This window comes from Flavobacterium shii (genome assembly GCF_025847235.1).
GTDB classification, from domain to species: domain Bacteria; phylum Bacteroidota; class Bacteroidia; order Flavobacteriales; family Flavobacteriaceae; genus Flavobacterium; species Flavobacterium shii.
Map to the genome: position 1 here is coordinate 66,971 of NZ_JAOZEW010000027.1, position 12,853 is coordinate 79,823.

General features: G+C 32.9%; 14 protein-coding genes. All 14 read right to left on the minus strand.

Going from position 1 to position 12,853, the window contains the following annotated elements; translation table 11 throughout:
• Nucleotides 1-26: 26 nt before the first annotated feature.
• The 14 genes from trpA to OIU83_RS20920 all read right to left on the minus strand — a co-directional run bounded on the left by trpA (nucleotide 27) and on the right by OIU83_RS20920 (nucleotide 12,490).
• Nucleotides 27-788 (minus strand): tryptophan synthase subunit alpha, encoded by a 762-nt coding sequence (trpA, locus tag OIU83_RS20855; protein WP_264208198.1) that lies wholly within the window; start codon nucleotides 786-788, stop codon nucleotides 27-29.
• 68 nt (nucleotides 789-856) lie between these two features.
• Complete coding sequence (locus OIU83_RS20860; RefSeq protein ID WP_264208199.1) at nucleotides 857-1,612, minus strand: carbon-nitrogen hydrolase family protein; 756 nt, start codon at nucleotides 1,610-1,612, stop codon at nucleotides 857-859.
• 198 nt (nucleotides 1,613-1,810) lie between these two features.
• Nucleotides 1,811-2,992, minus strand: a complete 1,182-nt coding sequence (trpB, locus tag OIU83_RS20865) for a tryptophan synthase subunit beta (protein ID WP_195735802.1) — start codon at nucleotides 2,990-2,992, stop codon at nucleotides 1,811-1,813.
• A gap of 12 nt (nucleotides 2,993-3,004) precedes the next feature.
• Nucleotides 3,005-3,637, minus strand: a complete 633-nt coding sequence (locus OIU83_RS20870) for a phosphoribosylanthranilate isomerase (RefSeq protein ID WP_264208200.1) — start codon at nucleotides 3,635-3,637, stop codon at nucleotides 3,005-3,007.
• 59 nt (nucleotides 3,638-3,696) lie between these two features.
• Nucleotides 3,697-4,476 carry an indole-3-glycerol phosphate synthase TrpC gene (trpC, locus tag OIU83_RS20875; RefSeq protein WP_264208201.1) on the minus strand — a complete coding sequence of 260 codons (780 nt, stop codon included), beginning with the start codon at nucleotides 4,474-4,476 and terminating at the stop codon, nucleotides 3,697-3,699.
• A gap of 73 nt (nucleotides 4,477-4,549) precedes the next feature.
• Nucleotides 4,550-5,542, minus strand: coding sequence for an anthranilate phosphoribosyltransferase (gene trpD, locus OIU83_RS20880; RefSeq protein ID WP_264208202.1), 993 nt, complete (start codon nucleotides 5,540-5,542; stop codon nucleotides 4,550-4,552).
• Between the two features lie 131 nt (nucleotides 5,543-5,673).
• Entirely contained in the window at nucleotides 5,674-6,081 is a 408-nt protein-coding gene (locus tag OIU83_RS20885) for a GNAT family N-acetyltransferase (protein WP_264208203.1), read from the minus strand.
• A 141-nt stretch (nucleotides 6,082-6,222) separates the two neighbouring features.
• Nucleotides 6,223-6,789: an anthranilate synthase component II gene (locus tag OIU83_RS20890; protein WP_264208204.1), complete on the minus strand. Its 567-nt coding sequence runs from the start codon at nucleotides 6,787-6,789 to the stop codon at nucleotides 6,223-6,225.
• 203 nt (nucleotides 6,790-6,992) lie between these two features.
• Nucleotides 6,993-7,451: a hypothetical protein gene (locus OIU83_RS20895; RefSeq protein WP_264208205.1), complete on the minus strand. Its 459-nt coding sequence runs from the start codon at nucleotides 7,449-7,451 to the stop codon at nucleotides 6,993-6,995.
• Between the two features lie 98 nt (nucleotides 7,452-7,549).
• Nucleotides 7,550-8,950 carry an anthranilate synthase component I family protein gene (locus OIU83_RS20900; RefSeq protein WP_264208206.1) on the minus strand — a complete coding sequence of 467 codons (1,401 nt, stop codon included), beginning with the start codon at nucleotides 8,948-8,950 and terminating at the stop codon, nucleotides 7,550-7,552.
• A 299-nt stretch (nucleotides 8,951-9,249) separates the two neighbouring features.
• A complete protein-coding gene (locus OIU83_RS20905) occupies nucleotides 9,250-10,527 on the minus strand; it encodes a hypothetical protein (RefSeq protein ID WP_264208207.1) in 1,278 nt (425 codons plus the stop codon).
• 255 nt (nucleotides 10,528-10,782) lie between these two features.
• Nucleotides 10,783-11,349, minus strand: coding sequence for a YceI family protein (locus tag OIU83_RS20910; RefSeq protein ID WP_264208208.1), 567 nt, complete (start codon nucleotides 11,347-11,349; stop codon nucleotides 10,783-10,785).
• A gap of 32 nt (nucleotides 11,350-11,381) precedes the next feature.
• Nucleotides 11,382-12,014 carry an NAD(P)H-dependent oxidoreductase gene (locus OIU83_RS20915; RefSeq protein ID WP_264208209.1) on the minus strand — a complete coding sequence of 211 codons (633 nt, stop codon included), beginning with the start codon at nucleotides 12,012-12,014 and terminating at the stop codon, nucleotides 11,382-11,384.
• Between the two features lie 14 nt (nucleotides 12,015-12,028).
• Nucleotides 12,029-12,490, minus strand: coding sequence for a MarR family winged helix-turn-helix transcriptional regulator (locus OIU83_RS20920; RefSeq protein ID WP_264208210.1), 462 nt, complete (start codon nucleotides 12,488-12,490; stop codon nucleotides 12,029-12,031).
• Nucleotides 12,491-12,853: the final 363 nt, after the last annotated feature.

Here is a 12,853-nt window from a genome sequence, read left to right on the forward strand (position 1 = left end):
GTTTGCAAAGAATTAGATATTAATAATTATCTAATAGCCTTTACAAATTCGGCGATGTTTCCTGTTCCTTTTTCAGATAAATGTTTGATAAAAGCACTTCCGATAATGGCTCCTTTGGCAAATTGTGTTGCCTGATTAAATGTTTCTGCATTATTAATCCCGAAACCAATTACTTGTGGATTTTTAAGATTCATGTCGGCAATACGTTTAAAATATGTTTCTTGTGTGCTACCAAAACCAGATTGAGAACCAGTAACGCTCGCAGAACTTACCATGTATATAAATCCGTTAGAAACGCCATCGATAAATTTAATACGTTCATCAGACGTTTGTGGTGTAATAAGAAATACATTTATTAAGCTGTATTTTTCGAAAGTAGCTTTGTATTGTTCAGCATAAACATCTACAGGAAGGTCAGGAATAATTAATCCATCGATTCCTATTGCAGCACATTTTTTGCAGAATTCTTCTACTCCGTATTGTAATATCGGATTAAAATACCCCATTATTATCAACGGAATTTTTACGCTTTCGCGAATGTTTTTTAGCTGGTCGAATAAAACCTGAGTTGTCATTCCGTTATGTAATGCCTGAGTAGAACTCGCCTGGATTGTTGGTCCATCGGCCAAAGGATCACTAAATGGTAATCCGATTTCGATCATATCGATTCCGCTTTTTTCTAAATCCTGAATGATTTGTACAGTATCATTAAGATTAGGATATCCTGCAGAAAAATAAATAGAAAGTATCTTTTTATCTTCTTGTAGTTTTTGATTTATTCTGTTCATCTTTTTATTTTTTATCCTAAATGGTTTCAAAAACCCGTTAGGTATTTTGTTAATCTTGATATTATTTTTTAATCTATTACAATCTCACTTGTCCAAATATCATCTTGATTTTGAATCAATAATAATCCTGAATCTGAATCGTTCATTTGAGCAATTAATTCTCCTTTATTATTCCAAAATGCACTTTTTCCACCTGATGGATATCCCCATGATTCTCCGCTAAAATTAGACATAAGTACATTCATATTATAAGTGCTGGCATAATTTTGCAATGCTTTATAAGCTGCAGGAATCCCGTTTGGAGTAAAGAAAATACTAGCAATATAAATTGCCGTTTTATTTTCGCTAGCATTTTTTGGATGCAACGGATTATCAATATCGGCACAAATAGCAAATGAGATTTTTTTATTCTCTAATTCGATTGTCGGATTATAATCAAAAGACGATTGATAATAAACATTTTCGCCTTCATGAAGAAATTGTTTGGTATAAATAGAAACCGAATCGTCAGGCGAAATAATAAATTCTCCGATAAATAAATGGTCCTTAATTTTTATAGGTGCTCCAGCAACAATTACAATCTTATTTTCGACAGCTAATTTTTTTAAATGATTTAGGCGTGAATCATTTTCGGTGAAAGTAAGTTCACTTGCATTTTCTCTTTCGTAACCTGTAATCGAAAGTTCTGGAAATACGATTAAATCGGCATTTTTTGTTACTGCCAATTCTATAAGGCGATAATGGTCTAATAAATTAGAATCGATATTTCCTCGTTTTGGTTTGGTCTGAGCTGCAGCTAATATCATTTTTCTTCTTTTTTTCATGAGACCTAACAGGTTTTTAAAACCTGTTAGGTCTTTATAATTTATTTTATGAAAGTTTTTTAAAACCTTGTAGGTATATTTTATTGATTATATGTGTTTGCGTTAGGGATAAAAGTGACATCCTTTTTTAGGCTTTTTTTTAGCCTTAAAAAGATATAGCGGATAGCCCGACCGTCTTTTTCTGACGGTAACGCCCAACTATAATTTAAAATAATCGATATATGTATTTAAATCTTTATCGCCACGACCTGATAAATTGATAACTACGATTTCGTCGGGTCCGAATTTCTTTTGTTCCAGAACGGCAAAGGCATGAGCACTTTCTATTGCTGGAATAATTCCTTCGGTTTTGGATAATTGTAAGCCAAATTGCATGGCTTCGTCATCGGTAATCGAAATAAATTCGGCTCTGCCAGATGCAAATAAATGTGCGTGCATTGGTCCAACTCCTGGATAATCTAAACCTGCTGAGATAGAATAGGGTTCGGTAATTTGTCCGTCGGGAGTTTGCATTAATAATGTTTTACTTCCGTGTATGATTCCGATTTTTCCTAATGCCGAGGTTGCTGCGCTTTCGCCAGAATCAACTCCTAAACCTGCTGCTTCGACAGCAATAATGTTTACGTCTTTTTCGTCTAAGAAATGATAAAAAGCTCCTGCAGCATTACTTCCTCCACCCACACAAGCGATAACGTGATCAGGATTTTCGCGTCCTTCTTTTTCTAATAATTGTGTTTTTATCTCGGCAGAAATCACACTCTGAAAACGTGCTACCATATCAGGATAAGGATGTGGACCAACCACTGAACCGATGATATAATAGGTATCGACAGGATTATTAATCCAATCGCGAATGGCTTCGTTTGTAGCATCTTTTAAGGTTTTTGAACCTGAAAGTGCTGGACGAACTTCGGCTCCTAACATTTTCATACGAGCCACATTTGGCGCTTGACGCTTAATGTCGATTTCGCCCATATATACAATACATTGTAATCCCATTAAGGCACAAACAGTAGCAGTTGCAACTCCGTGTTGTCCTGCGCCAGTTTCGGCAATAATTCGGTTTTTACCAAGGCGTTTTGCAAGCAAAATTTGTCCAATTGTATTGTTTACTTTATGTGCTCCTGTATGGCATAAATCTTCTCTTTTTAAGTAGATTTTGGTATTGTATTTTTTCGAAAGTCTTTCGGCAAAATATAATGGAGTTGGTCGACCTACATAATCTTTTAATAGTGCATCGAACTCGGCTTGAAAGCTTGGGTCGGCAGTAATTTTTAGATAGTTTTGGCGTAGTTCTTCTACGTTTGGATATAACATTTCTGGAATGTAGGCTCCTCCAAATTCTCCATAATAGCCTTTTTCGTTGACGTGAAAACTCATTTTGTTTGTAGTTTAAGTGTTTAAAGTTGCAAGGTTTTGCTTGAAACTATATAATATGTTTTTATCTTTTAATCCGGGTTCGATTTCGAATTTACTGTTTACATCGATGGCATAAATAGGTAAATTGGTTTTCGAAATTTCTTTTATTGTTTCTAATTCTTCTAGACCGATTCCGCCACTTAGGAAGAATGGTTTAGTCGAATTGTATTTGTTTAATATTTTCCAATCGAATGTGGTTCCATTTCCGCCGGGTAATTTTCCTTTGGTATCAAAAAGGAAATAATCACAAACTGATTCGTATGATTTTAATACTTCGAAATCAAAATTTTCATCGGCAGAGAATACTTTTATAAGTTCAATTTTAGAATCGATTTTGCTTTTTAATTCCTGACAAAATTCAACTGATTCATGACCGTGTAATTGAATGGCTTGCAAATCGTATTTTGAAATTTTGCTTAGAATTTCTTCCTGACTTTGATTTACAAAAACACCAACTTTCTTTATCGATTTTGGTAAATTGGGAATGATTCCGTCAAAATACCGAGCCGATTTCTCCCAGAATATAAATCCCATATAATCGGGTAGGAGCGAACCTACTTCGGTTATATTATCGGGATATTTCATACCGCAGATTTTTAATTTCATTTTTTTAGGCTTTGAGCTTTGAGCTTTGGGCTTTGGGCTGATTGCCCTTTGCCCATGGCTTATAGCTGTTTAATAAAATCTGTTGCTGCTTGTCCTGCGTTATCGGTTTTCATGAAGTTTTCTCCAATTAAGAAACCTTTGTAACCGTATGGTTTTAATTCGTTAATGGCTTCAATAGATGAGATTCCGCTTTCGGAAACTTTTACAAAATTATCAGGAATTTGCGCTGCCAATTCTTTGCTGAAATCTAAGCTAACTTCGAATGTTTTTAGGTTTCGGTTATTAACTCCAATCATATCCAGTGTTGGCATTATCGATTTTTCTAATTCTTCTTGATTATGAACTTCTAGTAAAACCTCTAATCCTAAACTTTTTGTAAATTCAGATAATGACTTGATTTCTTCTCTTGTAAGAACTGCTGCGATTAGCAAAATTAAATCGGCTCCAAATGCTTTGGCTTCTAATATCTGATATTCATCGACAATAAATTCTTTTCGTAATAACGGAATATTTACTGATGCTCTCGCTAATAGTAAATCATCGAGTGAACCTCCAAAATATTTTCCATCGGTTAAAACTGAAATTCCGCATGCACCTGCATTTTCATATCCTTTTACCACTTCTTCAACTGTAAAGCTTTGGTTTATTATAGATTTAGATGGCGAACGGCGTTTGTGCTCGGCAATGATTCCTGTAGAACTTGCTTTTAGTTTTTGACTTAAAGAAATAGTTTCTCTTTCGAAGAAAACCGAAGCCTCTAGTTGCGAAACAGGAATTATTGACTTCTTGAGAATGACTTCTCTTTTTTTATCGAAAATTATTTTGTCTAAAATATTCATGATTACTGTTTTGCCACAAAGTCACAAATACGCATAATTTATTTGTGCTAATTCGTGAAATTTGTGTTTGTTTTTATTTACTCAATTCTTGTAATGTTTGTAATGCTCTTAGTCCTTTACTATTGAAAAGACTTTCTTTTGCCTGTTCAAAACCTTCTTGCGGAGTACATTTTGTAACTGTTGCGATTGCCATTGCAGCATTAGCACAAACTACATTGTTCTGAGCTTCGGTTCCTTTTCCTGAAAGAATATTGATAAACATATCTGCTGACTCTTCGATTGTTTTTCCTCCTTCGATTTCGCTTTGCGCTAAAAGGCGAACGCCAAAATCACTTGGATTCAACATGCCTTCCATTGTACTGGTAATAATTTTTGTAGGTCCAGTTAAAGAAACCTCATCATAACCGTCTAGCGAATGTAGAATTGTAAAATTCACATCGGTATTTTGATATAAATAAGCATACATTCTAGCCAATTCCAGATTAAAAACTCCAACCAATTGGTTCTTAGGAAATGATGGGTTTACCATTGGTCCCAACATATTAAAGAATGTTTTTACAGCCAATTCTTTTCTTATTGGTCCAACGTTTTTCATGGCTGGGTGAAACAATGGAGCATGAAGCACACAAATTCCAGCTTTATTGATGCATTTTTCTATGAAATCGGCATCATTGGTAAATTTGATTCCCATTTTTTCCATTACGTTACTAGAACCCGAAATAGATGAAACTCCGTAATTACCATGTTTGGCAACTTTTATTCCTGCTCCAGCAGCTATAAATGATGCTAGAGTCGAAATATTGAAAGTATCTTTTCCGTCACCACCAGTTCCGCATAAATCGATAGTATTGTAAGCCGATAAATCGATGCGAATGCATAAATCTAGTAAAGCTTCGCGGAAACCTGCTAACTCTTCGATGCTAATACTTCGCATCATAAATATGGTGAGGAATGCCGAAATCTGACTCGGATTATAATCACCATTTGATATATTAATCAATACGTTTTTTGCCTCATCTTTAGTAAGGATTTCGTGATTGATTAATTTGTTTAATATATTTTTCATTTGTATAAGTCTTAAAGTCTAAAGTCAAAGGTCTTAAAGTCTTTGACTTCGGATATTTATTTTTAAGGTTATTTCTATTTACTTCGCATTGGCTTTATGACTTTCGACATATGACTTTACGACTAATTTTATCAATGTTCATCTCCTTGATAAATCCACATTGGTTCGGTTTTTCCAGCGCGTTCAAATCCATTTTTTGTATAGAATTCTATTGATTTTCCATCTGCGGTTAACATTTGCATGTGGAAATCACGATATTTATCTTGCATTTTATCACAAATCATTTTACCGATTCCTTTTCCTTGATATTCAGGAAGTACTAACAAATGCGGATAATAAACTGTTAAATAACCATCGGAAATTGCATTTCCTAGTCCAACCAATTTTTTATCATCCCAAGCTGTGATTAAAGTTTCAGAATTTAAAAGTGCTTTATGTAATAAATCAGGTTTTTCAGCCGAACTCCATTCATTTGCTTTATACAATCTTATTATATCTTCAATATTAATTTCTTTGGTTTCTAAAATTCTAATATCCATTCTTTTTTGTGTCTTAAAGTCTAAAGTCGAAGGTTGTAAAGTCTCCTTAATTTTGACGATTTTTTAAATTGAGAACTATTTTTGTTATTGATAGATTAAGTTTTTTTGTAGTCTTTCGACTTTAGACATTAAAACTTTCGACTAACTCTTAACCCAGTTCTCTAACATTTTTTTTCCGTTTGGTGTTAATACACTTTCTGGATGAAATTGAACTCCGCGTACATCATACGTTCTGTGTCTTAATGACATAACTTGTCCGTTTTCGTCGTAAGATGTTGCTTCGAGAACATCGGGTAAACTTGGATCTACAACCCATGAATGATAACGACCTACTTCAAATTCTTTTCCTAATCCTTCGAATAAAATCTCATCATCTACAACCGTTTTTACATGTGTTGCTACACCATGATATACTTTGTCAAGGTTTGATAATGTACCTCCAAAAACTTCTCCTATGGCTTGTTGTCCTAAACAAACTCCAAGAATACTTTTGGTTGGTGCATATTTTTGAATTACAGCTTTTAGCAAACCTGCTTCGTCTGGGATTCCTGGTCCTGGTGAAAGTAATATTTTGTCGAAACTTGCAATTTCATCAATATCAAACTCATCATTTCTATATACGGTTACTTCGCAATCTAAATCTTCCAGATAATGTACAAGATTATAAGTGAAGCTATCGTAGTTATCTATTACTAATATTTTTTTCATTTTTTTTCATTATTTCAGGTTTCAAGTTGCTTGTTTTTTGCATTTAACCGCAAAGGGCGCAAAGAATTGTATTTAAAATATGTTGAAAACGCAAAGTCCGCAAAGCTTTGCGAACTTTGTGTTTTTATAAAATCAAACAGGTCTATAACTTAGCGTTCTTTGCGGTTAAATGCTCAATCCAATAACTTAAAGCTAATTTTTATTTATTTTTCTCGAACGTATTTTTCAATGATTATTCTATCTATTCCAAGTTTTTCAATTTTCTCGATTCCTTTTTGAATTAAAGTATCATTTTTAACTTTTACTGTAAATTCAAATTTGTTGTTCTCCCAATCTCTATTGTTGAAATATTCTAAATTCTCTGTGTATGTACTATCTTTTAAAGTATATTTTCCTCCACCTCCGAAGAATAGTGCGTCGGCTTTTTTACCATTATTTAAGTCGTGGTTAAAGAATGCAAAGTGAGAGTCATTTATAATTTTAATCATTTTGGTTTTTGGGTCGAATGTTGAAAAAGTAGAATCTTTTTCGGTTGTCTCTGCCGATATAAGTCGCCAGGTTCCTTCGATATCTTTTTTAGATGTTGTTGTTTCTTGCTTGCTCTTGTCGTTGCAAGAAGTTAAAAATGCCATAACCAATAATAATCCAATAGTGTTTTTCATAGTTTTTAGTTGTTTAATTTTTATTTAATATTCTCTTTGTTTAGTTGTAAGTTTAAGTTTTTCGTTTGGAACCGAGGGCTAAAAACTGCAACTGAACACTAAATTTTTTCTGCCATTTCTAGTGCCGTATTTAATGCTCTAAGTTTATTATATACTTCTTGCATTTCGCTTTCTTCGTCTGAACTTGCTACGATTCCGGCTCCAGCTTGGCAATGCAATTGGTGGTTTTTGCTCAGGAAAGTTCTAATCATGATGGCGTGGTTAAAGTTGCCTTCAAAATCCATAACTCCAATAGCGCCACCATAAAAAGTACGATTAGTTTTTTCGTATTCTTCTATAAGTTGCATGGCTCTGTGTTTTGGTGCTCCGCTTAAAGTTCCTGCAGGAAATGTATCGGCTACAACTTGCATTGTAGTTGCTTTTTCATGTAAATGTCCTGTAACTTTAGATACTAAGTGTATTACGTGTGAGAAAAACTGAACTTCACGATATTTCTCCACATTTACATCATGTCCGTTACGGCTTAAATCATTTCTTGCTAAGTCGACTAACATTACGTGTTCGCTATTTTCTTTTTTATCTTCAGATAATTGTTTGGCAAGAATGGCGTCTTGTTCATCATTTCCGGTTCTTTTAAAAGTTCCCGCAATAGGGTGAATCTCGGCTTTACGATTTTTTACAATAATTTGAGCTTCGGGCGAAGAACCAAATATTTTGAAATCGCCATAATCAAAAAAGAATAAATAGGGTGAAGGGTTGATGCTTCGTAATGCTCTGTATACATTAAATTCGTCTCCTTTAAATCCTTGTGTGAATCGGCGAGATAAAACCAATTGGAATACATCGCCACGGAAACAATGTTTTTTTGCTAAAGCAACATTATGTTTAAATTCTTCATCGGTAAGATTCGAGAATCCTTCGCCTTCTTTAGAGAATTGATATGATGCTATATTTCTTGATTGTAGTAATTGCTCTATTTCCGAAATATTGTTTCTACCGTCTACGCTGTGGCAAAAAATGTACGCTTCGTTTTTGAAGTGATTTATTGCAATTATATTTTGGTAAACTGCATAATATACATCTGGAATAGAAATGCTATTGTCTTTTTTTGCAATAGTCACTTTTTCAAAATAACGAACGGCATCGTAAGATATGTATCCGAATAATCCGTTATTGATAAATTTGAAATCATTCTTCTCAGATTTAAATTGTCCTGAAAATTCCTGAATAATTTCTGGAATATTGGTCAAGCTATCAATCGCTATTTCCTCTGAAGTTCCGTCTGGATAATTTTTAGAAATAATTTCGTTCTCGATTTTAATACTTGCAATTGGGTTGCAGCAGATATAAGAGAAACTATTATCGTTTCCGTGATAATCGCTACTTTCTAACAATAAACTATTAGGGAATTTATCTCTAATTTTAAAATAAATGCTTACTGGTGTTACAGTATCTGCAAGAATTTGTTTGTAGTGTGTGTTGAGTATAAAAGATTTCAATGTGTTGTATTTTAAGTTTTAATATTATGTTTCTCGAAAATTTTGAACAAAAAAAAAGACTTGTCGTGATGACAAGCCTTTCATATTTATAGTTTGAATAATACCATAGGAAGCTTAGTTCACGACGACTGACGTAAATTCTTCCACCACCAAGTATTATTTTTAATTGTTTTCATAAACTTTTTTATTGGTACAAATGTATAAATGTAATTTGAATATTCGTATACTTTGTTTTAAAAAAAATATATAATTTTTTTAGTTTTTTGTTAAATTTATTGTTTGCAGCACAATTTATCTATTTAATGACCACTTGCTACTGTGTTGTTTACGTTTATTCTAAAGTCTGGATTACTCTTAATATTTGGCTCAGTAAATAGTGCAATATTTTTCTGGCTTGTGTACTCTAAATCAAAAGCAGGGTTTTGATACCAGTTCTTAATACCCAAATCGAAGTTTGAGTTTTCACTAACAATCCCACCTTGGCAACTATTAATTATTAATCCGCTTAAATTTATTTTTTCAAGGTTTGTGGTAGAGTCTCCAATTTTGTTTTGCAATACTACAAATGGAGCGAATCCGGAAATCACACTATTATTTAATGTAAAATAGGTATTTTCTCCAATATGTGCTGCCTCTCGCACAAGACCTTGATCACTTTCTTCGAGGTTTACTAATGTGATATTATTTGCAATTATTTTTGTTAATTTTTTTGTTGTGTCTGTGTTTTCAATCTTATCATAAGAATCAACTTCAAAACATCTTGATCCCGAAATGTCCGATGAATAGGGGTGACGAATAGCAATGCTATTGTTTATAGTACATTGTACACCTTGTGTGAAATCAAAATCATCATCTGTTGCGCGATAGGAAACCAAGTTATTCATGATAACATCACCACCATAAGATTCAAATGAATCATCGTTTGAGTAGCTAATCTGAATATATTCTAATTTGGTTTTGCGTCCAACTCCTGCCAATGATAAACCGTTAATTTCTTTCAGAGCATTTAGTTTTCTTCCAGAATACTCGATACGCAAATATTTTAAAACTCCAGAGTTGTCTTCAGGATCTGTCCCTCCGTAATGATTTACAACAGGATCTAAGTTAAAATCAAGAAAGCTTACACCGCCCATTTTGTTTATAGGAGCTTTTCCAAGAAGGATTATTCCTCCCCAATCTCCAGGTTTTCTTTCGGTAACATTTTTGTTAGAGGTAAATATGATTGGGTCAGTTTCTAGTCCTTCGGCGATTATTTTAGAACCATTTGTTATTACCAGCGTGCCACAAGTTTTGTCATCTCCTCTAATTACTGTTCCCGGTTCGATTGTTAAAACAGCGTTGTTGGTTACATAAACTACACCAACCAATTGATATGTATTTCTTTTATATAACTTAGTGTCTTTATCTATTGTTCCCGCAAGAATATTTGTAGCCTCATTGTATTCGACAGTAGCCGGCTTGAAATTCGTCCATTTATTCATCCAGTTTGATGCGCCGACAATACCTTTTGGTAGTTGAGCATTGACTATAATACTACTTATAAAACAAATGATTACAATGTATAAATTCTTTTTCATAATGTTGTATTTTGCAAAATTTGATTTTTTGATAAAAGCTTCCTTATTGATTGTGTCAAAATTAGAAGGGGTTTGTTAATCAAAGAATCACAGGATGTTATGAAAGTGTTACTATAACTTTAAGAACGTTATTTTTATATGTCAATAATTGTTTTTGAGAGGCGTTTTATGGTTTTGAATGAATTTAAAAAATGGGTATAAAAAAAATCCCAACAAATTAATGTTGGGATTTTCGGAATTAGTAAGCGTGTGGTGTTAGAATTTTAAAGCTACATTTAACTCAAATTCGTCAGAAACTGCTTTGTCTCCTAAATTGTCGAAGAAGCTTCCTGAACCATATTTAATATCATATTTCGTTCTGTCTACTTTAAATGAAGTAGCAGCAGTATTTCCATTTACAGCAATATCAAAAGTTACTGGTTTAGTAATTCCTTTGATAGTTAAATCTGCAGTTACTGTATAAACATCAGTAGCTTTTGCTCCAATAGTTTTGAAAACTAATTTTGAAGTTGGGAATTTATCAGTTCCAAAGAAATCATCAGCTTTCAAGTGACCGTTTAATTTTCCTTGGTATTCACCTGTAAGGTCTGTAGCATTGATAGAAGTCATATCTACAGTGAAAGTTCCACCAGCTAATTTATTTCCTTTAAATACTAAAGCACCATCTTTTAGGTTAACAGTTCCAGAATGTTGACCAGTTACTTTTTTTCCTACCCAGTTGATAGTACTTGTTTTAACGTCAACTTTTTTAGTTTGAGCGTTCATTGAAACTGCTGATAAAGCTACCACTAGGGCAAGAGCGATTGATTTGAAATTTTTCATTTTGTTTGATTTTAATAAATTTGGATTAATAATTATAGAGTGATAAATAATTCTTCTTTTGATTTTCTAACTTTTTTATGGTGCTGTGTTGCATCTTCTTCGTGTCTGTATCCTACAGTAGCAATTACAGCAGCGTTTAAATGTAAGGCATCTAAACCTAAGATTTCATTAAATGCAGCCGGATCAAAACCTTCCATAGGTGTAACGTCAATTTTTAACTCTGCAGCAGCATTCAATAAATTACCTAAAGCCAAATAGGTTTGCTTAGATGTCCATGTATTTTTTGCATCTGCAGGAAGAGTAGAAATTTTAGATTTCATAAAATCGCTATATCCAGTTAATGACTCGGTAGGAATTCCTCTTGTTTCGCTAATGTTTTTGATAAAACTATCAATTTCAGCATCACCAATATTTGTGTCATTTGCAAAAACTACCAAATGAGATGCTTCTACGATTTGAGATTGTCCCCAAGCTGCTGCTTGTAATTTTACTCTTAATTCTGGTGATTCAACGAAGATTACTTTGTACGGTTGTAATCCGTATGAAGAAGAACTTAAACGAATTGCTTCTTTTAATGTACTTAAATCTTCAGTTGAGATTTTTTTGGTCGCATCAAACTTTTTGGTTGCGTATCTCCAATTTTGATTTTCTAGGAAAGTATTCATGTTATTTATTTGTATTAATTTTTTTGATTTCTAAATTTTTCTAATAACTCATTTAATAATTCTAATTCAGCTGTGGTCAGATTTTCCGAAAAAACATTTTCATGCTCAATTACTTTTGGATCTAATTCTGTTAAAACATCCAATCCTTTTTCTGTAATCGCTACTTCTATTTTTCGTCTATTATTTGGACATACGTTTCTGGTAACAAAATCCTTTAGTAATAACTTATCGACTAATCGAGTTGTATTGCTTGTTTTTGCTAGCATCCGGTCTTGTATAACACACATATTAGCAGGATTTCCTTTTTGTCCTCTTAATATGCGTAATACATTATATTGTTCTCCCGATAAATCATAAGGTTTTAATACCTCATTAAATTTATCCTGAAGTACATTTTGTGTGTACATAATATTCAGAATAACTCTTTTTGGATTATCCATCTTAACGGTACTTTTTATTACATCTTCAATTGTCATAGTCGTAAGTGTATAATTTGTATATACAAATGTAATATGTTTTATAGTTGTATATACAAATGTATCGTTAAAATTTCGTTAATATTGTTTAAAGAAAGTTTTTCGTGGTCAGATTTCGAGTTTAAAATTAGTAAAATTTATTTGTATTTTTATAATTTAAGATATTGATTAATTGAAGCTTAACTGTTGGTTTAAGTTGTATGTATCTTTGAGATTAGGCAAAATAATTTACCGCAAAGGGCGCAAAGGATTACACAAAGGTTCGCAAAGTTTAATCTATAGCTTTGCGAACCTTTGCGTTTTTTATCATTGTGTGCTTTGCGTTTAAATAGAATCAGGGTTGGGGAATAGGTAAAAGAATTT

What these genes read in the sequence shown, in the direction of transcription:
- trpA (WP_264208198.1), bottom strand. Translation starts at nt 788, where the DNA reads ATGAACAGAATAAATCAAAAACTACAAGAAGATAAAAAGATACTTTCT.
- OIU83_RS20860 (WP_264208199.1), bottom strand. Translation starts at nt 1,612, where the DNA reads ATGAAAAAAAGAAGAAAAATGATATTAGCTGCAGCTCAGACCAAACCA.
- trpB (WP_195735802.1), bottom strand. Translation starts at nt 2,992, where the DNA reads ATGAGTTTTCACGTCAACGAAAAAGGCTATTATGGAGAATTTGGAGGA.
- OIU83_RS20870 (WP_264208200.1), bottom strand. Translation starts at nt 3,637, where the DNA reads ATGAAATTAAAAATCTGCGGTATGAAATATCCCGATAATATAACCGAA.
- trpC (WP_264208201.1), bottom strand. Translation starts at nt 4,476, where the DNA reads ATGAATATTTTAGACAAAATAATTTTCGATAAAAAAAGAGAAGTCATT.
- trpD (WP_264208202.1), bottom strand. Translation starts at nt 5,542, where the DNA reads ATGAAAAATATATTAAACAAATTAATCAATCACGAAATCCTTACTAAA.
- OIU83_RS20885 (WP_264208203.1), bottom strand. Translation starts at nt 6,081, where the DNA reads ATGGATATTAGAATTTTAGAAACCAAAGAAATTAATATTGAAGATATA.
- OIU83_RS20890 (WP_264208204.1), bottom strand. Translation starts at nt 6,789, where the DNA reads ATGAAAAAAATATTAGTAATAGATAACTACGATAGCTTCACTTATAAT.
- OIU83_RS20895 (WP_264208205.1), bottom strand. Translation starts at nt 7,451, where the DNA reads ATGAAAAACACTATTGGATTATTATTGGTTATGGCATTTTTAACTTCT.
- OIU83_RS20905 (WP_264208207.1), bottom strand. Translation starts at nt 10,527, where the DNA reads ATGAAAAAGAATTTATACATTGTAATCATTTGTTTTATAAGTAGTATT.
- OIU83_RS20910 (WP_264208208.1), bottom strand. Translation starts at nt 11,349, where the DNA reads ATGAAAAATTTCAAATCAATCGCTCTTGCCCTAGTGGTAGCTTTATCA.
- OIU83_RS20915 (WP_264208209.1), bottom strand. Translation starts at nt 12,014, where the DNA reads ATGAATACTTTCCTAGAAAATCAAAATTGGAGATACGCAACCAAAAAG.
- OIU83_RS20920 (WP_264208210.1), bottom strand. Translation starts at nt 12,490, where the DNA reads ATGACAATTGAAGATGTAATAAAAAGTACCGTTAAGATGGATAATCCA.